At 68.3% G+C, this 18,706-nt stretch carries 22 protein-coding genes; 8 read left to right on the top strand and 14 right to left on the bottom strand.

Annotated elements, in window-relative coordinates; genetic code table 11:
* Positions 1 to 27: 27 nt before the first annotated feature.
* Positions 28 to 1,296, bottom strand: coding sequence for a carbohydrate porin (locus I3V78_RS30345; RefSeq protein ID WP_204492841.1), 1,269 nt, complete (start codon positions 1,294 to 1,296; stop codon positions 28 to 30).
* Between the two features lie 276 nt (positions 1,297 to 1,572).
* Between I3V78_RS30345 and I3V78_RS30340 the strand changes: the two genes are divergently transcribed.
* From I3V78_RS30340 to I3V78_RS30330, 3 genes are read left to right on the top strand one after another with little or no spacing between them, the layout of a single operon-like run.
* On the top strand, positions 1,573 to 2,844 hold the full coding sequence (locus tag I3V78_RS30340) for an ABC transporter substrate-binding protein (RefSeq protein WP_204492839.1): 1,272 nt from the start codon (positions 1,573 to 1,575) through the stop codon (positions 2,842 to 2,844).
* Between the two features lie 2 nt (positions 2,845 to 2,846).
* Positions 2,847 to 3,794, top strand: a complete 948-nt coding sequence (locus I3V78_RS30335) for a carbohydrate ABC transporter permease (RefSeq protein WP_204492837.1) — start codon at positions 2,847 to 2,849, stop codon at positions 3,792 to 3,794.
* The gene (locus tag I3V78_RS30330; protein WP_204492834.1) at positions 3,791 to 4,627 is read left to right on the top strand and encodes a carbohydrate ABC transporter permease; all 837 of its coding nucleotides are present in this window, start codon (positions 3,791 to 3,793) and stop codon (positions 4,625 to 4,627) included. Before I3V78_RS30335 ends, I3V78_RS30330 begins: the two co-directional genes overlap by 4 nt.
* 73 nt (positions 4,628 to 4,700) lie before the next feature.
* Here I3V78_RS30330 and clpB read toward each other — a convergent pair whose 3' ends face one another.
* A complete protein-coding gene (gene clpB, locus I3V78_RS30325) occupies positions 4,701 to 7,304 on the bottom strand; it encodes an ATP-dependent chaperone ClpB (protein WP_204492831.1) in 2,604 nt (867 codons plus the stop codon).
* A 281-nt stretch (positions 7,305 to 7,585) separates the two neighbouring features.
* Between clpB and I3V78_RS30320 the strand changes: the two genes are divergently transcribed.
* Positions 7,586 to 8,038 carry a hypothetical protein gene (locus tag I3V78_RS30320; protein WP_338023786.1) on the top strand — a complete coding sequence of 151 codons (453 nt, stop codon included), beginning with the start codon at positions 7,586 to 7,588 and terminating at the stop codon, positions 8,036 to 8,038.
* Between the two features lie 4 nt (positions 8,039 to 8,042).
* Here I3V78_RS30320 and I3V78_RS30315 read toward each other — a convergent pair whose 3' ends face one another.
* Genes I3V78_RS30315 through I3V78_RS30305 form a run of 3 tightly spaced genes read right to left on the bottom strand, consistent with a single transcriptional unit; the run spans position 8,043 to position 9,266 of the window.
* Positions 8,043 to 8,705 (bottom strand): hypothetical protein, encoded by a 663-nt coding sequence (locus tag I3V78_RS30315; RefSeq protein ID WP_338023785.1) that lies wholly within the window; start codon positions 8,703 to 8,705, stop codon positions 8,043 to 8,045.
* Entirely contained in the window at positions 8,702 to 9,013 is a 312-nt protein-coding gene (locus tag I3V78_RS30310) for a DUF1844 domain-containing protein (RefSeq protein WP_204492829.1), read from the bottom strand. The genes I3V78_RS30315 and I3V78_RS30310 overlap by 4 nt, the downstream gene beginning before the upstream one ends.
* A gap of 4 nt (positions 9,014 to 9,017) precedes the next feature.
* Positions 9,018 to 9,266, bottom strand: a complete 249-nt coding sequence (locus tag I3V78_RS30305; protein ID WP_204492826.1) for a hypothetical protein — start codon at positions 9,264 to 9,266, stop codon at positions 9,018 to 9,020.
* Between the two features lie 98 nt (positions 9,267 to 9,364).
* Between I3V78_RS30305 and thiE the strand changes: the two genes are divergently transcribed.
* The 3 genes from thiE to I3V78_RS30290 are packed head-to-tail and all read left to right on the top strand — an operon-like array spanning position 9,365 to position 11,504.
* The gene (gene thiE, locus I3V78_RS30300; RefSeq protein ID WP_204492824.1) at positions 9,365 to 10,042 is read left to right on the top strand and encodes a thiamine phosphate synthase; all 678 of its coding nucleotides are present in this window, start codon (positions 9,365 to 9,367) and stop codon (positions 10,040 to 10,042) included.
* On the top strand, positions 10,039 to 10,800 hold the full coding sequence (locus I3V78_RS30295) for a gamma-glutamyl-gamma-aminobutyrate hydrolase family protein (RefSeq protein ID WP_204492821.1): 762 nt from the start codon (positions 10,039 to 10,041) through the stop codon (positions 10,798 to 10,800). Before thiE ends, I3V78_RS30295 begins: the two co-directional genes overlap by 4 nt.
* Before the next feature lie 50 nt (positions 10,801 to 10,850).
* Positions 10,851 to 11,504, top strand: coding sequence for a hypothetical protein (locus I3V78_RS30290; protein ID WP_204492819.1), 654 nt, complete (start codon positions 10,851 to 10,853; stop codon positions 11,502 to 11,504).
* Between the two features lie 17 nt (positions 11,505 to 11,521).
* On the opposite strand, the gene dnaB is transcribed toward I3V78_RS30290, so the two are convergent.
* The 9 genes from dnaB to I3V78_RS30245 form a co-directional block, all read right to left on the bottom strand.
* The gene (dnaB, locus tag I3V78_RS30285; protein ID WP_204492816.1) at positions 11,522 to 12,919 is read right to left on the bottom strand and encodes a replicative DNA helicase; all 1,398 of its coding nucleotides are present in this window, start codon (positions 12,917 to 12,919) and stop codon (positions 11,522 to 11,524) included.
* A gap of 167 nt (positions 12,920 to 13,086) precedes the next feature.
* On the bottom strand, positions 13,087 to 13,533 hold the full coding sequence (gene rplI, locus I3V78_RS30280; RefSeq protein ID WP_204492814.1) for a 50S ribosomal protein L9: 447 nt from the start codon (positions 13,531 to 13,533) through the stop codon (positions 13,087 to 13,089).
* Positions 13,534 to 13,566: 33 nt separating this feature from the next.
* Positions 13,567 to 13,899, bottom strand: coding sequence for a 30S ribosomal protein S18 (rpsR, locus tag I3V78_RS30275; protein WP_204492811.1), 333 nt, complete (start codon positions 13,897 to 13,899; stop codon positions 13,567 to 13,569).
* A gap of 53 nt (positions 13,900 to 13,952) precedes the next feature.
* Entirely contained in the window at positions 13,953 to 14,417 is a 465-nt protein-coding gene (gene rpsF / locus I3V78_RS30270; protein ID WP_204492809.1) for a 30S ribosomal protein S6, read from the bottom strand.
* Positions 14,418 to 14,620: 203 nt separating this feature from the next.
* Positions 14,621 to 15,199, bottom strand: a complete 579-nt coding sequence (gene pth / locus I3V78_RS30265; RefSeq protein ID WP_204492807.1) for an aminoacyl-tRNA hydrolase — start codon at positions 15,197 to 15,199, stop codon at positions 14,621 to 14,623.
* Between the two features lie 75 nt (positions 15,200 to 15,274).
* A complete protein-coding gene (locus I3V78_RS30260) occupies positions 15,275 to 15,973 on the bottom strand; it encodes a 50S ribosomal protein L25/general stress protein Ctc (RefSeq protein WP_204492804.1) in 699 nt (232 codons plus the stop codon).
* A gap of 180 nt (positions 15,974 to 16,153) precedes the next feature.
* Positions 16,154 to 17,104, bottom strand: a complete 951-nt coding sequence (locus tag I3V78_RS30255; RefSeq protein ID WP_204492802.1) for a ribose-phosphate pyrophosphokinase — start codon at positions 17,102 to 17,104, stop codon at positions 16,154 to 16,156.
* Positions 17,105 to 17,149: 45 nt separating this feature from the next.
* On the bottom strand, positions 17,150 to 17,452 hold the full coding sequence (gene spoVG, locus I3V78_RS30250; protein WP_204492799.1) for a septation regulator SpoVG: 303 nt from the start codon (positions 17,450 to 17,452) through the stop codon (positions 17,150 to 17,152).
* A 91-nt stretch (positions 17,453 to 17,543) separates the two neighbouring features.
* Positions 17,544 to 17,912, bottom strand: coding sequence for a DUF5658 family protein (locus tag I3V78_RS30245; RefSeq protein WP_204492796.1), 369 nt, complete (start codon positions 17,910 to 17,912; stop codon positions 17,544 to 17,546).
* Between the two features lie 175 nt (positions 17,913 to 18,087).
* Here I3V78_RS30245 and I3V78_RS30240 point away from each other — a divergent pair, with 175 nt between their 5' ends.
* On the top strand, positions 18,088 to 18,690 hold the full coding sequence (locus I3V78_RS30240) for a thymidine kinase (protein ID WP_204492794.1): 603 nt from the start codon (positions 18,088 to 18,090) through the stop codon (positions 18,688 to 18,690).
* The last annotated feature ends 16 nt before the right edge of the window (positions 18,691 to 18,706 follow it).

Here is an 18,706-nt window from a genome sequence, read left to right as displayed (position 1 = left end):
CCTTCAGCAAAGCCCTTCAGGTGACGGCTAGAACCACCACTCGACGCGGGCGCCCACGTAGTGGCCCACCTTGCGGGTGGGATCCCGGAACAGGCCGAGGTAGGGCGAGGCGAAGGCCTTGGCGGCGGCGTCGTTGTAGAAGGCGGCCGTGTAGAACACGCGGAAGTGGGGGCGGTTCCACAGGCTGTTGCCCGCGAGCGGCACGAAGGTGGGGATGATGGACAGCTTGGTGACCGTCTGCATGTCGCCCACGTTGGGCTTCAGGCCGGCGTAGTGCGCCTCGCCGAGCAGGTGGAAGTGCTGGTGCAGGTAGAGGGCACCACGCGCGCCCACGCCGAAGTCCATCGACGTGTCCTCGCCGTACGAACCGGCGGTGGCGTTGAAGAACTCGCCCTTGTTGTAGTGCAGCATGCCGTAGGCATTGAGGCTGACGAGCGAGTTGAAGTTGTAGAGGAAGTGCTCCACGAACTGGATGCCCGCGGCCTCGTCGTAGCGGCCCTGGGCGTCCGGCGCGCCGAACGAGTCGAACGTCTGCGCACCGGCGCGGCTGCCGCTGGCGGCGCGGCTGCCGTAGCGGATGGACGTGTCGTTGAAGCTGCCGTTGCCCAGGTCCAGGTGCGCCTTGGCGCCCACCACCCAGCCGAAGTCGTCCGTGAGGCCCACCTCGGTGCCGTCCGCGCGCTTGCCCGTCGTCTTGGGCAGCACGTGGAACTCGGCGAGGCCGTGCAGCGAGTGGCCCGCCTCGAACTTGTGCGCGTACTGCGCGACGAACACCGTGCGCTGCCGGCGCAGGTCCAGCACGCCATCCCCGTTGACGTCAAAGTTATACTGGGGGCTGGACGTCGTGGTGTTCATGATGATGGCCAGGTCCCAATCGCCATAGGACAGACCACCACCCTGACCGGCCAGGTTGTTGAAGTAGAACGTATCGGCGATGTGCACGTCCGTGCCACGGTAGAAGCGGGCGCCGCCCCACACGCGCAGGCCCTGGATGCCGATGTTTCCCGACTCCATGTACGCCTGGAAGATCTCGATATCGAGCGCGTCCGTGAAGCGGTCGCTGATGACGCCCATGAACAGACCGGCCTTCATGTACATGGCCGGCGTGAGCACGAAGTCGAGGTAGGGCTGCGACGGATCCACCGTGCGCTCGAGCAGGTGCAGCTTGATGGTCGGCTCCATGTAGTCGCCTTCCTCCATGCGGCCGCCGATGGCGCTGCCGGTGGGGTTCATGCGACTGCCGTTGACATAGCGGCCCGTGGTCGGATCCCACGCGGTGCCAACACGGCCATACATGGACACTTCCAGGCGGTCCGAGAGGAGGCTCGCGTGAGCCGCCGTCGAGGACAGCGCGGACAAAGCAATGACGCACGGCATCAAACCAACACGCCAGGCGCTGCGCGACGAAGAACGGGTGTTGCCAACTGTCATGGATTCAATCTCTCAAGGGGTCTACAGGGCGATTCGCACTCTGCTGCACATACTCTGACACCGAATTTGTTGGGTTTGTCGAGAAAATTAGAGATGCTGCTACGCGCCAACTTTTACCCCCCCAATGGAGGCAGAACCCCCATGCGTCATGTGCTGTTCGCGATGAGCCTCGCCACCGCCCTGTCTGTTCCCGCCGTCGCGTCCGCCGCGGAGACGGTCGCCATTTCCTGTGGCACCGTGGGCAAGGAGTTCGAGCTGTGCAAGCAAGGCTCGGAGGCGTGGGCCAAGAAGACCGGCAACGAGGTGAAGCTGGTCAGCGGCCCCACGGACGCGAGTGAGCAGCTCACGGTGTTTCAGCAGCAACTGTCCGCCGGCTCCTCGGACATCGACGTCTTCCGCGTGGATATCATCTGGCCGGGCATCCTCGGCGCGCACTTCATCGATTTGAAGCCATACATCTCCGATGACGTGGTGCAGCAACACTTTCCCGCCATCGTGAAGAACAACACCGTGGACGGAAAGCTGGTGGCGATGCCCTGGTTCACCGACGCGGGCGTCCTCTACTACCGCTCGGATTTGTTGCAGAAGCATGGACAGAAGGCGCCCACCACGTGGGAGGAATTGGCCGCGACGGCCAAGGTGGTGCAGGACGCCGAGCGCAAGGCGGGCAATGACAAGATGGTGGGCTTCGTCTTCGAGGCGAAGGCGGCCGAGACGCTCACGTGCAACGCGTTGGAGTGGGTGGACTCCTTCGGGGGCGGCTCGATCGTGGCGGACGACGGCTCGGTCAACATCGACAACCCCAAGGCGGCGCTGGCGCTCAAGACGGCGGCCTCGTGGGTGGGGACCATCTCGCCCCAGGGCGTGCTCAACTACGAGGAGGAGGGCGCGCGCGGCGTCTTCCAGTCGGGCAACGCGGTGTTCATGCGCAACTGGCCCTACGCGTGGGCGCTGTCCCAGGCGCCGGACAGCCCGGTGAAGGGCAAGGTGGCGGTGGTGGCGCTGCCCAAGGGCGGCGCGGACGGCAAGTCCTCGGGCACGCTGGGCGGCTGGAACCTGGCGGTGTCCAAGTACTCCAAGCACCAGAAGGCGGCGGCGGACCTGGTGAAGTACCTCACGAGCTCCGAGGAGCAGAAGCGCCGCGCCATCCAGGGCTCCTTCAACCCCACCATCACGAGCCTCTACAAGGACGCCGAGGTGCTCAAGGCCAACCCGTTCTTCGGCACGCTCCTGGACACCTTCACCAACGCCGTGGCGCGTCCGGCCAAGGTCACCGGGGCCAAGTACAGCCGCGTGAGCTCGGACTTCCGCAACGCCGTGCACTCGGTGCTCTCCGGCACGGGCAAGCCCGAGGAGAAGCTCAAGGACCTGCAGAAGAAGCTGACCAACATGTCCAAGAAGGGGAAGTGGTGAGCATGACGGGCAGCGCTTCACCGGCTCCTGATTCCTCCGCTGCCCCCCCCCCCGCACCGGGCTCGCAGTTGGCCCGGGAGCGGGTGCGCGCGGCGTGGTTGTTCCTGCTGCCGACGCTGGTGGTCCTGGCGGCGGTGGCGGGCTGGCCGCTGTTCCGCACGTTCTGGTTCGCCTTCACCAACGCGAGCCTGGCGGACCCGGCGCCGCCCGAGTTCGTGGGCTTGGAGAACTTCGTCACCGTCTGGGGGGACTCGGACTGGTGGCGCTCGGTGCGCAACACCTTCCTGTTCACGGGCGTGTCCGTGACGCTGGAGACGGTGTTGGGGATGATCATCGCGCTCACGCTCAACACGCGCTTTCGCGGCCGGGCCATCCTCCGCGCGGCGGTGCTGGTGCCGTGGGCCATTCCCACCGTGGTGTCCGCGAAGATGTGGGGCTGGATGTTCAATGACGTCTACGGCGTCATCAACGAGATGCTCCTGTCGGCCGGGTTCATCTCCGGGCCCATCGCCTGGACGGTGGATCCGCAGCTGTCCATGGTGGCCATCATCGCCGTGGACGTGTGGAAGACGACGCCCTTCATGACGCTGCTCCTGCTGGCCGCGCTGCAGATCCTCCCCGAGGAGCTGTACGAGGCGGCGAAGCTGGATGGCGCCAACCCCGTGATGGTCTTCTTCCGCATCACGCTGCCGCTCATCCGCGGGCCGATGATGGTGGCCATCATCTTCCGCGTGCTGGACGCGCTGCGGGTGTTCGACCTGTTCTACGTGCTCACCAGCAACAGCAGCGAGTCCATGTCCATGGCCGTCTACGCCCGGCAGCAGATGTTCGAGTTCCAGGATCTGGGGCTCGGGGCCGCGGCGGCGTCGTTGCTCTTCGGGCTCATCGCCCTCTTCACCATCCTCTACATGGCGCTGGCGCGGGACTCGGTGGCGCAGGAGCCCGCATGAGACAGGCGCTTTTCTGGTTGAAGAAGCTCGGCTTCGGGCTCCTGGTGACGGTCATCACCCTCTACACGCTCTTTCCCTTCTACTGGGCGGTGGTGTCCTCCCTGAAGCAGGGCAGCGCGCTGTTCGTGGTGGAGGCCTGGCCGCGGCAGCCGGCGTGGAGCAACTACACCGCGGTGTTCACCGAGCAGCCCTTTGGGAGGAACCTCTTCAACTCGGTGGTGGTGGCCACGTCGGTGGTGCTGGTGTCGCTCTTCCTGGCGGTCACCGCGTCCTTCGCCCTGGCGCGCATCCGCTTCCGGGGCCGCTCGCTCCTGCTGCTGATGATCCTCGCGGTGTCCATGTTCCCGCAGATCGCGGTGCTCTCGGGCATGTACGAGCTCGTGCGCGCCCTGGGCCTGTACAACACGCTGCCGGCCCTGACGCTCTCCTACATGCTCTTCACGCTGCCCTTCACCGTGTGGGTGATGACGACGTTCATGCGGGAGCTGCCCAAGGAGCTGGAGGAGGCTGCGGTGGTGGATGGCGCCACGCCGTGGATGATCTGCTTCAACGTCTTCCTGCCGCTGCTCAAGCCGGCGCTGGTGACCACGGGCCTGCTCGCGTTCATCGCGGCGTGGAACGAGTTCCTCTTCGCGCTCACCTTCACGCTGTCGCAGGAGGCGCGCACGGTGCCGGTGGCCATCGCGCTGATGAGCGGGGCGAGCCAGTACGAGCTGCCCTGGGGCCTCATCATGGCGGCCTCGGTCGTCGTGACCGTGCCCCTCATCGCGATGGTGCTCATCTTCCAGCGCAGCATCGTGTCCGGCCTCACGGCGGGCGCGGTGAAGGGCTAGGAAACCAAGGGCTGGGAACGCGAAACGCCCCGCACGGCTCCTCGGCCGTGCGGGGCGTTGTCACGACGGGGGCTCAGGCGCGGGCGATCTCCGCCTTGCCGAAGGTGAGCCCGTCCTTGCCCGCGTCCACCCGGATGTGATCGCCCGGGGTGAACTCGGAGCTGAGGACCTTGAGCGCCAGCGGATCCATCAGGAACTTCTGGATGGCGCGCTTGAGCGGACGCGCGCCGTAGACGGGATCGTAGCCGCGCTCGGCCAGCACGGACTCGGCCGCCCCGGTGAGCTCCAGGGTCAGGCGCTTGTCCGCGAGCAGCTTCTGCAGGCGCGCCACCTGGATGTCCACGATGCGCTGGATGTCCTTCTTGCGCAGCGGCTCGAAGAGGATGATCTCGTCCACGCGGTTGAGGAACTCCGGCCGGAAGTGCTGGCGCAGGATGCCCAGCACGTCATTGCGCGTGGCCTCGTCCAGCTCTTCCTTGCCCGCCATGCCCTCCTGGAGCGCCTGCGAGCCGATGTTGCTCGTGAGGATGAGGACCGTGTTCTTGAAGTCCACCGTGCGGCCCTGGCTGTCGGTGAGCCGACCCTCGTCGAGGATCTGCAAGAGGATGTTGAAGACGTCCGGGTGGGCCTTCTCGATCTCGTCGAAGAGGACGACGGTGTACGGACGGCGCCGCACGGCCTCGGTGAGCTGGCCGCCCTCGTCGTAGCCCACGTAGCCCGGAGGCGCGCCCACGAGCCGGGCCACGGCGTGCTTCTCCATGTACTCGGACATGTCGATGCGCACCATGGCGGTGTCGTCGTCGAAGAGGAACTCCGCGAGCGCCTTGGCCGTCTCCGTCTTGCCCACGCCCGTGGGGCCCAGGAAGATGAACGAGCCGATGGGGCGGTTGGGATCCTGCAGGCCCGAGCGCGCCCGGCGCACGGCGTTGCTCACCGCCTCGATGGCGCTGCGCTGGCCGATGACGCGCCTGGCGAGCCGATCCTCCATGTGCACGAGCTTCTGCACCTCGCCCTCCAGGAGCCTGGAGACGGGGATGTGCGTCCACTTGGCCACCACCTGGGCGATGTCCTCCGCGTCCACCTCCTCCTTGAGGAAGCGGTGGCTCTTCTGCAGCTCGGCCATCTTGGCGTTCTGCTGCTCGATCTCCTTCTGGAGCCCGGGGATGATGCCGTACTTCACCTCGGCGGCCTTGTTGAAGTCGCCCTGGCGCTCGGCCGAGGCCTCGTCGTTCTTGGCCTTCTCGAGCTTCTCCTTGGATGCGCGGATGCCCGCGATGGCCTGCTTCTCCGCGTCCCAGTGGGCCTTGAGCGCGGTGAACTGCTCGCCCAGGTTGGCCAGCTCCTTGTCGATGGCCGCCAGGCGCTCGATGGAGTGGGGGTCCGTCTCCTTGCGCAGGCCCTCGCGCTCGATCTCCAGCTGGGTCTTCTTGCGCCGGATGTCGTCGATCTCCGTGGGCATGGAGTCGATCTCGATGCGCAGGCGGCTGCACGCCTCGTCGACGAGGTCGATGGCCTTGTCCGGCAGGAAGCGGTCGGCGATGTAGCGGTTGGAGAGGTTGGCCGCGGCCACGAGCGCGGAGTCCTGGATGCGCACGCCGTGGTGCACCTCGTAGCGCTCCTTGAGGCCGCGCAGGATGCTGATGGTGTCGTGCACGCTCGGCTCGCCCACCATGACGGGCTGGAAGCGCCGCTCGAGCGCCGCGTCCTTCTCGATGTGCTTGCGGTACTCATCCAGCGTGGTGGCGCCCAGGCAGTGCAGCTCGCCGCGCGCGAGCGCCGGCTTGAGCATGTTGCCCGCGTCCATGGAGCCCTCGGCCTTGCCGGCGCCCACGAGCGTGTGCAGCTCGTCGATGAAGAGGATGATCTCCCCCTGCGAGTCGGCCACCTCCTTGAGCACGGACTTGAGGCGCTCCTCGAACTCGCCGCGGAACTTGGCGCCGGCCACCATGCCGCCCAGGTCCAGGGTGACCAGGCGCTTGTTCTTGAGGCCCTCGGGCACGTCCCCATCCACGATGCGACGCGCCAGGCCCTCGGCGATGGCCGTCTTGCCCACGCCCGGCTCACCGATGAGCACCGGGTTGTTCTTGGTGCGCCGGCTGAGCACCTGGATGCAGCGGCGGATCTCCTCGTCCCGGCCGATGACGGGGTCGAGCTTGCCCGCGCGGGCCGCGTCCGTGAGGTCGCGCCCGTACTTCTCCAGCGCCTTGTAGGTGGACTCGGCGTCCTGGCTCGTCACCCGGGAGGAGCCGCGCACCTCCTTGAGGCTGGAGAGCACGCGCTCGCGCGTGACGCCCGAGGACTTCATCACCTCGCCGACGCTGCCCTTGTCCTGGGTGAGCGAGAGCAGCACGTGCTCGCTGGAGACGAAGTCGTCCTTGAGGCCCTTGGCCTCGTCCTCCGCCTTGTCGAAGACCTTCATGAGCCGCTGGCTGAGCATGGCGCTCTCGCCGCCCTGCATCCGGGGCAGCTTCTGGAGCGCCTCGCCCAGCCGGGAGCCGAACAGCTTCACGTCCACGCCGATCTTGCGCAGCAACGGCTCGACGATGCCGTCCTTCTGTCCGAGCAGAGCGGCCGCGAGGTGCTCCGGCTCGTAGTTCGGGTTGTCGGCACGCCGGGCCAGAGACTGGCCTTCCTGAATGGCCTCCTGGGCCTTCACCGTGTACTTGTCGAGTCGCATGGCCCCAACGTAAGAGCCCGAACACCCTTGGCAAGGACGCCCGGCCCGGGCCTTTTCACCCCCCGCGCGGATCCTGGCGCCCGCCCGCTCGCCCCCGGGTCTTCCGGGTTGCCTGGAGTTGCCTCCCTGGGGCAGTCCGGGTATATGCGGCCCACCTTCCGGGGGGTTACCAACTGGACGCGCACGGCGGTTACCTCATTCGAGTCGAATCCCTGGGCCGCCTGAGCCTTCCGGCGCTCGCCCGGCAGGCGCTCCTGGAAGACGGCGCTCCCGCGAACACGGTGCTGGCGGTGTCCATCCACGAGCGGCGGAAGATCGTCCGCCTGGCGCTGGAGAGCCCCCTGACCGAGGGCCGTGACGGAGCGCGGTGGTATGCTGGGCATCAGGCGCTCGCCCGGGCCCTGTCCCGCTCGGCGGGGGTGACCGTGCACTCCTACGTGTACCTTCCCCAGGAGTATGAGGAGGTGCAGGCCTTTGGCCGGGGGCAGCACGTGGGGGGCGAGCGGCTGATGTACAACGAGGTGGAATTGCCGGAGTCGTCGGACGGTGATTTCGACGATCAGGCGTTCGCGCGGATGCAGTCGCGCTGGCCCCTGGGGCACCTGGCGTGGGTGTTCGGCGTGGAGCGCGATCAGTTGCTGCGGCTGCGCCTGTTGCCGACGACGCGCGTGGCGCTGGACGACGCGACGTCGGACACGCTGTTGGAAGGGTTGCTTCGCGGCATCGCCGCCTGAGCGGCTAGTCCTCTTCCTCCGTGAGGGCTCCGTCCTGCGCGCTGATGGCGTGGCGGACGGTGTCGCTCTGGAAGTACTGGCCCAGCAGGGCGAAGACGCCCGCGACCGCGGCCGTGAACGCCATGGAGATGGCGGGCATGAGCCACGTCACCACGCCCAGCTCCTCGGCGGAATTCGGGCCCTGGAAGGCGGGCATGCCCTTCATGGCCTCCACGAGGGTGGGCGCCATGCGGCGGGCGACCACGGCCCACTGGGCGCCGTCGATGGTGCGCAGCACGGCCGCGGCGATCGTGGAGACCACGAGCATGCGGCGCATGCGCTCGAGCGGCAGCCCGTCCGGACGCAGCAGCCGGCCGGCGGACACGAAGACGAAGGCGCACACCACCGAGAGCATGCCGAGCACGAGGGCCCGCGACTCACGGTGGGGCGCGAGGGCGTTGTACTGCGCCTGGGTGATGCGCGCGTCGATGGCGGGGTCCCCCATGAGCGAGAAGGACGGGGGAGGGCTGTTCTTGGCGGCCTCGCGGTGCTCCTCGAGCTGCCCCAGGCCCAGGGACTCGCTCAAGGCGAGGAAGCCCGTGGGCGCGGAGAACAGGAGGCTCACGATGGCCGCCACCCGCAGGCCGCGGGGCAGGCTCGGAGGGGGGGCTTCCACCGGACGCGTCACCGCTTGTTCGCCTCCACGAAGCGCAGGCGCAGGTCGGCCAGGAGGTTGTCGAAGAGCTGCTTCTCCTCGGTGGTGAGGTTGCCCCGCGTCTTGTCCTGCAACAGGCCCAGCAGGTCCAGGCTCTGGCGCGCGAGCACCAGATCCCGCTCGGACTTGCCCGTCTCGGGGTTGGGTGCCTCGCCCAGGTGGATGAGGGCGCTGGACGCCAGACCGATGAGGAAGGTGCTGAAGGTGATGGGGGCCTCGGGCGCGCCCGTCACGGACTCGCCCCGCATCACGAAGGTCTCTCCGCGCTTCTCCTCGCTCATGGCATCACCCGGCCGAGTCGGAATCCTCGTCCTCGTCGTCCTGCGCGTCGTCCTCGTCCTCGTCCTCGTCGTCCTCGTCGTCGAGGTCGTACTCCTCGTCCTGCATCACCGTCTCCACGGGCACGGACTTCTCGGCGATGTCCTCCAGGCCCGCGATGTGGCGCTTGTAGTCCTCCTCGGACACATGGCCGCTGCGCTGGTAGCGCTCGGTGGTGCGCTTGTCGAGGTACTTGGGGTTCACCGGGTCTGCCATGTTCAACTCCTCGGAATCTCTTGGAAAAGGGCGCGCCACCTTATAGCAGGGCTCCCCCCTGTCAACGCCGCTCCTACCCCCTACCGCACCCGGACCCGATGAACGCCCCCCCCACGCCTCCTCTTCCCCGAGGACTGTACGTCCTGTGCGATGACACGCTCCGTCCCGATCTGCCCCTCGTGCGCAAGGCGGAGCTGCTCCTGGAGGGAGGGGCGCGGGTGATGCAACTGCGCATGAAGCGCACGCCCCTGCGCGAGGCGCTCGCCGTGGCGCGGGAGGTGGTGGCCGCCTGCCGACGGGCCGGGGCGGTGTGCCTGCTCAACGACCGGGTGGACCTGGCCCTGCTGTCCGGGGCGCACGGGGTACATGTGGGGGAGGAGGACCTGCCCCCGGAGGCGGCCCGCGCCCTGCTGGGGGCTGGAGGGGTGGTGGGGGTGACGGTGCGGGACGCGGACGGGGCCCGCGCCGCCCGGGACGCGGGCGCGGACTACGTGGGCCTGGGGCCCGTGTTCGGGACGACGACCAAGCAGGTGAACGCGCCGGTGCTGGGGCTCGAGCGCTTCGCGGCGGTGGTGCGCGCGAGCCCCCTGCCGGTGGTGGGCATTGGCGGCGTGGGGCTCGACACCATCGCCCAGGTCGCGGCCGCGGGGGCGCATGGGGCGGCGGTGGCCTCGGATGCGCTGCTCGCGCCGGACGTGCCCGAGCGGGTGCGGCGGCTGGCCGCTGCTTTTGACAGGGGCACGCAAGGGACTAGCCTCCGGGATGGAGGCGTATGACGCACAAACCCCATGGCCAGGCGCCCCGCCGGCCCAACATCGGCATCACCCCGGACTTCAGCGCCAGCCGGCCCGAGGCGCCGTTCGCCGCGTACGAGTTGAAGGCGGCCTACGCGGAGGCGGTGCTGCGCGCGGGGGGCCTGCCCCTAGTGCTGCCCTACGTGGACGACCCGGCGTGCGTGGAGGCCTACCTGGATCGCATCTCCGGGCTGCTCGTCACCGGAGGCGCCTTCGACATTCCCCCCGAGTCCTACGGCGACACGTCGCGCGAGGGCCTGGGGCCGCTGAAGCTGTCGCGCACGGCGTTCGAGTCCGCGCTGATGCGCGGCGCCCTCAAGCGCAACATGCCGGTTCTGGGCATCTGCGGGGGCATGCAGCTGCTCAACGTGGTGCTCGGGGGCACGCTGTTCCAGGACATCGGCCGCGAGGTGCCCGGCGCGCACGGGCACACCCAGGAGCATGACCGCTCCCAGCCCCAGCACCCGGTGGAGATCCGCGACGGCTCGCTCCTGGCGGAGGCGCTCGGCCGGGGCCAGCTGATGGTGAACTCCACGCACCACCAGTCGGTGAACAAGACGGGCGAGCAGGTGCTGGTGAGCGCGGTGGCGCCGGACGGCGTGGTGGAGGCCATCGAGTCCACGCAGTACGTCTTCGCCGTGGGCGTGCAGTGGCACCCCGAGCTGATGCTGCACACCATCCCCGTGAGCGTGGGGGTGTACCGGCTGCTCGTGCAGAAGGCGCGGGAACACCGGCGCTGAGCGACGTCAGACCGCCATGGCACAAGGGAGGGCCGAGCTGGTGAGGAGTCATGGCCATTCCCGACGAACAACGCCTGCGCGAGTTGTTGCATCTCACCGGTCCCGTTCCGCCCGCCAATCCCCTCCGGCGTGAGTACTGGGACGAGACCTTCATCCGGTTGGGCCGGGGCTACGGCTTCGAGCCCGAGGCGGGGGCGTACCCCGTGGATCACTCGGGCCTCGTGGAGGCCCTGCGACCGTTCGTGTCCCCCTGGTTGGAGGGCGCCCGCTTCACCCAGGTGCTCCCCGGGGAGAATGATCCGGCGGGGGACGTGCGCGCGAGCGGGGGAGAGGCGGGCGGACCTGGCCACCGCTACACGCTGCGCCTGACCCTGGACGGCCGACGCTATGGCGTCACGTTCCAGGACATCTCGGAGTACTTCAACGTGAACGCGGTGCTGGCGCTGCTCAACGCGGCGCTGGAGACGTGCGGCACGCCGCTGCGCTTCTTCGGCCTGGGCGACGTGGTCGTGGTGGGGCCGCTCCGGGGCGTCCAGCAGGCGCTGCGCGAGGGCTTCATCCCGGGCTACGAAGGGGAGGGCATCCTCGAGGCGTGGGAGCTGGAGTCCATCGACGCCTGGAGCGAGTCCGGCGACACGCCCGAGTCCCTGGCGCGCCAGCTCGACAAGGGCCGGCGGCGCGTCCAGGTCTCGCTCGTAGTGTAGCGCCGCGTGTAGCGCCGCTACTCCATGCGCGCCCGGCTCTCGAAGCGCGTGTACTCGGCGAGGAAGACCAGGTCGATGTCGCCGATGGGGCCGTTGCGCTGCTTGGCGATGACGAGCTGCACGGGAATGGCCGTGATGCCACCCCCTCCGCCGCCCCCGCCACCGCCGCCGCCTCCGGCGCCGCCCTCGCCCTCGCCCTGATCCTCGCGGTGGATGAACATCACCACGTCGGCGTCCTGCTCGATGGCGCCCGACTCACGCAGGTCGGAGAGCATGGGCTTGCCGCCCTTGCGCTCTTCCACCTTACGGCTGAGCTGCGAGAGCGCGACGATGGGCACCTCCAGCTCCTTGGACAGCTGCTTGAGCGCGCGGGAGATCTCGGAGATTTCCAGCTGACGGCTCTCCACCTTGCCCTTCTGGTGCATGAGCTGGAGGTAGTCGATGATGATGAGCGAGAGCCGGGGGTCGCGCTGCTTGAGCCGCCGCGCCTTGGCGCGCAGGTCGAACGGGGACAGGCCGCCCGAGTCGTCGATGTAGAGGGGCGCGTTGTAGAGCCGGCCCGCCATCTCCTGGAACTTCTCCTCGTCGTTGGGGGTGAGCCGGCCGCCGCGCAGCTTCTTCATGTCCACGCGCGCGCACGAGGCGAGCAGACGCATGAGGAGCTGATCCGCGGGCATTTCCAGGCTGAAGATGGCGGCCGCCTTGGCCTCCTCCTGCAGCGCCACGTGCGTGGCGATGTTCATGGCGAAGGACGTCTTGCCCACGCCGGGACGCGCCGCGAGGATGATGAGCTCGCCGGCGTGCAGGCCCGTGAGCTGGTTGTCCAGGTCGACATAGCCCGTGGACAGGCCGGTGATGCCCGTCGTGGCGGTCTTCATCTTGTCGAGCAGATCGAGCGTGTGCTCCATCAGCTCGCTCACGGGTCGCAGGTCGCCCTCGCGCTTCTTCTCGGCGAGGAGGAAGACCTTGCGCTCGGCCTCGTCGAGCAGCACGTCCAGCTCGCCGGTCTCCTGGCTGGCGAGGTCCTGGATCTCCCGGCCCACGCCCGCGAGCCGGCGGCGCAGGGCCTGATCCTTGACGATCTTCGCGTACGCCACGGCGTTGCCCGGCACGGGCACCACCTGATCCAGGCTCATCAGGTAGGCGGGACCGCCCACCGCGGCGAGCTGGCCGAGCACCTTGAGCTCCTCGGCGAGGGTGAGGTGATCGACCTGGCGCGAGGAGCCGTCCAGTTTGATCATCGCGGCGAAGATCTGCGCGTGCGCGGGGGCCGCGAAGTCGTCGGTGCTCACCACCTCCGCGAGACTGGCGAAGATGCTGTTGTCCGCCAGCACGGCGCCCAGCACGGCGCGCTCCGCGGCCAGGTCTTCGTGACTGCGCCGTCCACCTGTCCGAATGTCGAGGATGTTGTCCATGGGTCCTGGGCCAGTCTCCGCGCTACAGGGGTGTCGCGCAATCCTGTCCCTCACCCCTGACGTGCGCCCGTGGTTGCCCGCTTGGGCTCGCGGCCGGGCGGGAAAAGAAAAGGGCCGCCCGGGAGGATGTCCCGGACGGCCCTGGAACTTCACGCGGCGCGAGGGTTTCAGGCCTCGGCGGCGACCTCGACCTTGATCTTGGCCGTCACGTCGCGGTGCAGGCGCAGCTCCACCTCGTACTGACCGGTGGCCTTGATGGGCTCGGCCAGGTGCAGCTGGCGGCGGTCCACCGACTGGCCCTGGGCGGCGAGCGCCTCGGCGATGTCCAGCACGGTGACGGAGCCGTAGAGCTTGTCCTGCTCACCCACCTTGCGGCGGATGGTGACCTTCACGGCGCCCAGCTTCTTGGACTGCTCCTCGGCGGCGCCCTTGAGCTTGGCGTTGCGCGCGGCGATGGCGGCCCGCTCGTGCTCGAGCTGACGCACGTTCTGCTCGCTGGCCAGCACGGCCAGCTTGCGCGGCAGCAGGTAGTTGCGGCCGAAGCCGTCCTTCACCGTCACGAGCTCCCCGGACTTGCCCAGGTTCGCGACGTCCTCACGAAGAATGACCTTCATAGTGATGTCTCCGGTGTGGAGGTGGGGGGACTGCTAGCCCACCATCGCGTTGTAGGGGAGCAGGGCCAGGCCGCGGGCGCGCTTGATGGCGACCGCCACCTCGCGCTGGTGCTTGGCGCAGTTGCCCGAGATGCGGCGGGGGATGATCTTGCCGCGCTCGGTGACGAAGTACTTCAGGGTCGCCTGATCCTTGAAGTCCACCTTGGCGTTCTTCTCGGCGCAGAAGCGGCAGACCTTCTTGCGGCCAAAGCCGCGGCCACCGCCACGCTTCTCGTCGTCACCACCGGCGCCGCCCCGGCCCGCGTCCCGGTCACCCCGGTCGCGATCACCGCCGCGGGAGGAATTCCTGTCGTTGTTGCCAATCATGAGCGTTCTCTTTTTTCTCTAGGAGAGTGGATCCGTGGAGGACCGCGGGGGCACTAGGCCTCCTCGGTGCTCTCCTCCTCAGTCTCGGCGGCCTCGTCGGGGGCGCCCGCGCGCTCGGGGGCGCCCGTGGTGCCCGGACGGGACTCCTCGACGTCACCGGCCAGCTTCACGTCCTCGAGCGTCTGACGCGACTCGGGGTCCACTTCCTCGGCGATCTTCGTGGACAGGTAGCGCGTCACCTCGTCCAGGTTGCGCAGGTTGCGCTCGATCTCGGCCACCAGCGTGCTGCCACCCAGGTAGTGCGCGTGGATGTAGATGGCGCGCGGCTGCTTGGCCAGGGTGTAGGCGGTCTTCTTCTTGCCCCACACCGTGAAGCGGATGACCTTGCCACCCTCGCGGCCGACGATGCCCCGGACGCGCTCCTTGAGCTTGTCCACGTTGTCGTCGGTGAGGTCCGGCTTGACCAGGAAGATGGTCTCGTACTCACGAAGCCGCTTGGCGGCCTGCGTCTCAGCCATGTTTCTCTCCCCTTGGGGTTGGTGCCCCCCGGGAAGCCCGAGGAGCGGGGAAACGGTCGGAGAGTCCAAGGGGGACCTTCCGCCGGGGACGGGAAACCGCGCGCCCGTCACCCTCGCGCCATGAAAAAGAACAACGTCCCCCCAGCGTCCTGGCTTCCCAGATCGCGGGGAACGCGCCTTCTAAGGGGGCCCGCGCCCCAAAGTCAAGGCGCGCGCTTGTTGAAGCGGTTCATCGCCGTGGACAGGCCGTCGCGCACCCACGTCTCGGCCGCGTCCGCGGCCTGGGCGAGCAGGTCGTCCAACTGGCGGCGCTCGCCGTCATCGAAGTTGGACAGCACGTAGCCGGCCACCCGCTCCTTGGCGTTGGGGCCCTGGGGCTTGCCGATGCCCAGGCGCAGCCGGATGAAGCCGTCCTCGCCCAGGCACTGCACCGTGCTCTTCAGGCCGTTGTGCCCGCCGCTGCCCCCGCCCGCCTTGAGCTGCAGCCGGCCGAAGTCCAGGTCCAGCTCGTCGTGGATGATGAGCACGTCGGGCACGGCGATCTTGTAGAAGCGCGCCGCCTCGGCCACCGAGCGGCCCGACAGGTTCATGTACGTCTGCGGCTCCAGGAATATGACCTTCTCGCCGCCCAGGGTGCCCTGGCCCACGTGGGCCTGGAACTTCCCCTGGTGCAGCTCGGCGCGCGCGCGGGGCAGCAGGGTCTCCACCGCCATGAACCCGATGTTGTGCCGGTGCCGCTCGTACTCGCGCCCGGGATTGCCCAGTCCACAGATGAGCTTCATGACCGTTGCTCCCCGAAAAACAGACGGGGCCAGCCCGTTGGGCCGGCCCCGCGCAGTGCAAACGACGGGCGAGGACTACTTCTTGCCCGCCGCGGGCTTGGCCGCACCGGCCGCGGGCTTGGCCGCACCGGCCGCGGGCTTGGCCGCGCCCGCCGCGGGCTTGGCCGCCGCGGGAGCCGCCGCCGCCGCCGCGGGAGCCGCCTCCACCGCGCCCTCGGGCGCGCTGAGGACCGCGATGGTGTAGTTGACGTTCGTCTTCACCGTGGCGCCCGCGGGCAGCGTCACGTCGTTGATGTGCAGCGCCTGGTTGATCTTCAGCGGCGTGACGTCCACCTCGATCTTCTCGGGGATGGACTCCGGCTTGGCGTAGATCTCCAGCTCACGGCGGACCTGGGTGAGCAGACCGCCGTCGGCCAGACCCTCGGCGCGGCCCGTGAGCACGAGGGGCACGTTCACCTTGACGAGCTCACCGGCGCGCACGGCGATGAAGTCCACGTGCAGCATCTGCCGGGTGACGGGATCCTGCTGGTAGTCCTTGAAGAGCACCTGCTGGTCGCCCGCGACGCCCTTGAGCGTCAGCAGGGTGTTGAACTTGTGCGGGGTGTTGATGGCCGCGCGGACCGCCTTGGGGTCGACGGCGATGGACAGGGGCTTCTCCAGGTGCTTGCCGTAGACGACGGCGGGCACCAGGCCCTGGCCGCGCAGACGGCGCGCGGCGCCCTTGCCGTGGCCCTCACGCGACTTCACCTCGAGCGTGCGATTGTCAGTGGACATGGAAGTTCCTCAGGTGTGTGGACTGCGGTGGAGCCCTCGCCACGTCCCGGCGCCTCTGGCATCCCGCCCCCGTGGCGGGCCCCAAGAGCAGCGCCCGCGTTCCTCGTGAACAGGAGCGTGGGGGGTTGAGGACGCCACATGCCAGCCCGGGCGCCCGGAGTCAAGACCGCGCTCGTCCGGCTACACGAAGAGCGAGCTGAGCGAGTCGGCGCGGTGGATGCGCGCGATGGCCTCGCCGAAGAGCCGGTCGGTGTTGATGACACGCATCTTGCCGCAGGCCTGGGCCGCCGGGGACAGGGGCACGGTGTCGGTGAAGACGATCTCCTCCAGGGGCGAGTCCTGGATGCGCTGGATGGCGGGCCCGGAGAGCACCGGGTGCACCGCGTAGGCGAGCACCCGGCGCGCGCCCCGCTCCTTGAGCGCGATGGCCGCCTGGGTGAGCGTGCCCGCGGTGTCCACCATGTCGTCGATGAGCAGCGCGTCCTTGCCCGACACGTCCCCGATGAGGTTCATCACCTCGGAGGAGTTGGGCCGGGGCCGGCGCTTGTCGATGATGGCCAGGCCGCAGTTGAGCCGCTTGGAGTAGGCGCGCGCCCGCTCCACGCCGCCCGCGTCCGGCGACACGATGACGAGCTCGTGCGTGTCCGGGAAGCGCTCGCGCACGTCCTCCAGGAACACCGGCGAGGCGTAGAGGTGATCCGTGGGGATGTCGAAGAAGCCCTGGATCTGCCCGGCGTGCATGTCCATGGACACCACCCGCGTGGCGCCCGCGACCTCGAGCAGGTCGGCGATGAGCTTGGCGGTGATGGGCGTGCGCGGCGCCACCTTCCGGTCCTGCCGGGCGTAGCCGTAGTAGGGGATGACCGCGTTGATGGAGGCGGCGCTCGCGCGCTTGAGCGCGTCGCACATGATGAGCAGCTCCATCAGGTGATCATTGGCCGGCGGGCACGTGGACTGGACGATGAAGATGTCCTGTCCCCGGACGTTCTCGCCGATCTCGATATGGATTTCCCCATCCGAGAACCGGCCCACGTGGGCCTTGCCCAACGGGCGCTTGAGGTAATCGCAAATCCGCTGGGCCAAGACCGGGTTGGAGCTTCCGGCGAACACCTTGAAGTCGCGCGCGTCCATGAGGCGCGCTCCTAGCGCGCCCCGTGGCGGAAGGGAAGAGTTCTCTCAGTCCGCCTCGGCCGCGCTCATGAACGCGCCGAGGGCGCCCAGGCCCGTCTGCTGCTGGCGCTCGTACTCCAGCAGGATGGCGCGCTCCATCTGCGTGCGCGTGTCGGCGTTGAGCGGATGCGCGATGTCCTTGTAGGTGCCATCCTTGCGCCGCTTGGCTGGCATCGCGATGAACAGGCCCGAAGCCCCGTGGATCACCTTCAAGTCACGGATGACGAAGCAGTGGTCCAGGGTGATGGTCACGTAGGCCTTCAGCTTGTCTTCTTCAACCGGATACACCTTCACGTCGGTGATGTTCATGGTCCCCCCAAGGACCTCGCAGGTCCAGTGCTGGGGGGAGCCTGAGTCAGACCGGCCCGGAAAAGCAAGTCTGTCGGGGCTTGGTTGTGTGTCAGACGACGGTCTCCCGGACCAGGTGGGTCAGGAAGGCCAGGTGGTAGATGTCGATGACGGTGTAAAGCGCGGCCCCTGCCTGGATCGCCCGCTGGCTCATGTTCATGGAGCGGTGCAGGCACAGGAGCATCAGGCCCAGGCTCACGATAGTGAGCTTGGCGGCCATGAACGAGAGGGGCGAGTGCGCATAGGCCACGCGCATGAGCGGGTTGAGCTCCTCGGCCACGTTCATCTGCAGGAAGGTGAGGGTGAACAGGCCATCGAAGAGGTTGAGCACGAGCAGGAGCGCCGCCGCGGGGGTGATGTGAAAAGATGCACCCTCGATCCCCCAACCCGCCACCTGCGTCTGCGTCGTCGTCGTCGCCACCCAAGACCTCCCCGGTTTGAACCCGAAGCAACGTCATTCAAGATGCTTGCCACGGGGCCGGGGGCGGACGGCGCGTGTGGGGCCTCGGGTCGCGGGGGGCGGGAAGTTGACGTGCCAGGAGGGGCGTGTCAGAGCTGACCCGCGCTCCAACCCCCACCCCGATCGAGTTCCTCGCGTGCACCAATTCCCCAAAGACATCGGGTGGATAGAGGTCATCTGCGGGTCGATGTTCTCCGGAAAAACGGAAGAACTCATCCGTCGCGTCAAGCGCGCCGTCTATGGCAAGCAAGCGGTCCAGGTCTTCAAGCCGAGGATCGACAACCGCTACGACGAGACCCAGGTGGTCAGCCATTCCCAGTTGAAATTGACCTCCATTCCCATCGAACGGGCTGAAGAAATTTTCCGTCATCTCTCTCCCCACACGCAGGTGGTGGGCATCGACGAGGTGCAGTTCTTCGGCAGCGAGGTGGTGGCGGTGTGTGAGGCACTGGCGCACAGGGGCCTGCGCGTCATCCTGGCCGGGCTGGATCAGGACTATCAGGGCCGTCCCTTCGAGCCGATGCCGCAGCTGCTGGCGATCGCCGAGTACGTGACGAAGCAACTGGCCATCTGCGTCGTGTGTGGGAATCCCGCCAATCGCTCGCAGCGGCTGGTGGATCGCGGCGAGCGCGTGGTGGTGGGCGCGGCCGGCGCCTACGAGGCGCGCTGCCGCAAGTGCCACCGGGCCGAGCCCACCGAGGCCACGCCGCCTCAGACGCTCGAGCTGTTCGGCAACTGAACTTCATCACCCACGC

The sequence above is a fragment of the Archangium primigenium genome (assembly GCF_016904885.1).
GTDB lineage: Bacteria > Myxococcota > Myxococcia > Myxococcales > Myxococcaceae > Cystobacter > Cystobacter primigenius.
The sequence above is the reverse complement of the archived record's forward strand: the minus strand, read 5'-3'. Positions and strand labels throughout refer to the sequence as shown.

What these genes read in the sequence shown, in the direction of transcription:
- I3V78_RS30310 (WP_204492829.1), bottom strand. Translation starts at nt 9,013, where the DNA reads ATGAGCGAGGAGAAGCGCGGAGAGACCTTCGTGATGCGGGGCGAGTCC.
- I3V78_RS30290 (WP_204492819.1), top strand. Translation starts at nt 10,851, where the DNA reads ATGGCCATTCCCGACGAACAACGCCTGCGCGAGTTGTTGCATCTCACC.
- rplI (WP_204492814.1), bottom strand. Translation starts at nt 13,533, where the DNA reads ATGAAGGTCATTCTTCGTGAGGACGTCGCGAACCTGGGCAAGTCCGGG.
- I3V78_RS30305 (WP_204492826.1), bottom strand. Translation starts at nt 9,266, where the DNA reads ATGGCAGACCCGGTGAACCCCAAGTACCTCGACAAGCGCACCACCGAG.
- I3V78_RS30260 (WP_204492804.1), bottom strand. Translation starts at nt 15,973, where the DNA reads ATGTCCACTGACAATCGCACGCTCGAGGTGAAGTCGCGTGAGGGCCAC.
- pth (WP_204492807.1), bottom strand. Translation starts at nt 15,199, where the DNA reads ATGAAGCTCATCTGTGGACTGGGCAATCCCGGGCGCGAGTACGAGCGG.
- I3V78_RS30335 (WP_204492837.1), top strand. Translation starts at nt 2,847, where the DNA reads ATGACGGGCAGCGCTTCACCGGCTCCTGATTCCTCCGCTGCCCCCCCC.
- I3V78_RS30340 (WP_204492839.1), top strand. Translation starts at nt 1,573, where the DNA reads ATGCGTCATGTGCTGTTCGCGATGAGCCTCGCCACCGCCCTGTCTGTT.
- clpB (WP_204492831.1), bottom strand. Translation starts at nt 7,304, where the DNA reads ATGCGACTCGACAAGTACACGGTGAAGGCCCAGGAGGCCATTCAGGAA.
- thiE (WP_204492824.1), top strand. Translation starts at nt 9,365, where the DNA reads ATGAACGCCCCCCCCACGCCTCCTCTTCCCCGAGGACTGTACGTCCTG.
- I3V78_RS30295 (WP_204492821.1), top strand. Translation starts at nt 10,039, where the DNA reads ATGACGCACAAACCCCATGGCCAGGCGCCCCGCCGGCCCAACATCGGC.
- I3V78_RS30345 (WP_204492841.1), bottom strand. Translation starts at nt 1,296, where the DNA reads ATGTATGGCCGTGTTGGCACCGCGTGGGATCCGACCACGGGCCGCTAT.
- spoVG (WP_204492799.1), bottom strand. Translation starts at nt 17,452, where the DNA reads ATGAACATCACCGACGTGAAGGTGTATCCGGTTGAAGAAGACAAGCTG.
- I3V78_RS30255 (WP_204492802.1), bottom strand. Translation starts at nt 17,104, where the DNA reads ATGGACGCGCGCGACTTCAAGGTGTTCGCCGGAAGCTCCAACCCGGTC.
- dnaB (WP_204492816.1), bottom strand. Translation starts at nt 12,919, where the DNA reads ATGGACAACATCCTCGACATTCGGACAGGTGGACGGCGCAGTCACGAA.
- rpsR (WP_204492811.1), bottom strand. Translation starts at nt 13,899, where the DNA reads ATGATTGGCAACAACGACAGGAATTCCTCCCGCGGCGGTGATCGCGAC.
- rpsF (WP_204492809.1), bottom strand. Translation starts at nt 14,417, where the DNA reads ATGGCTGAGACGCAGGCCGCCAAGCGGCTTCGTGAGTACGAGACCATC.
- I3V78_RS30330 (WP_204492834.1), top strand. Translation starts at nt 3,791, where the DNA reads ATGAGACAGGCGCTTTTCTGGTTGAAGAAGCTCGGCTTCGGGCTCCTG.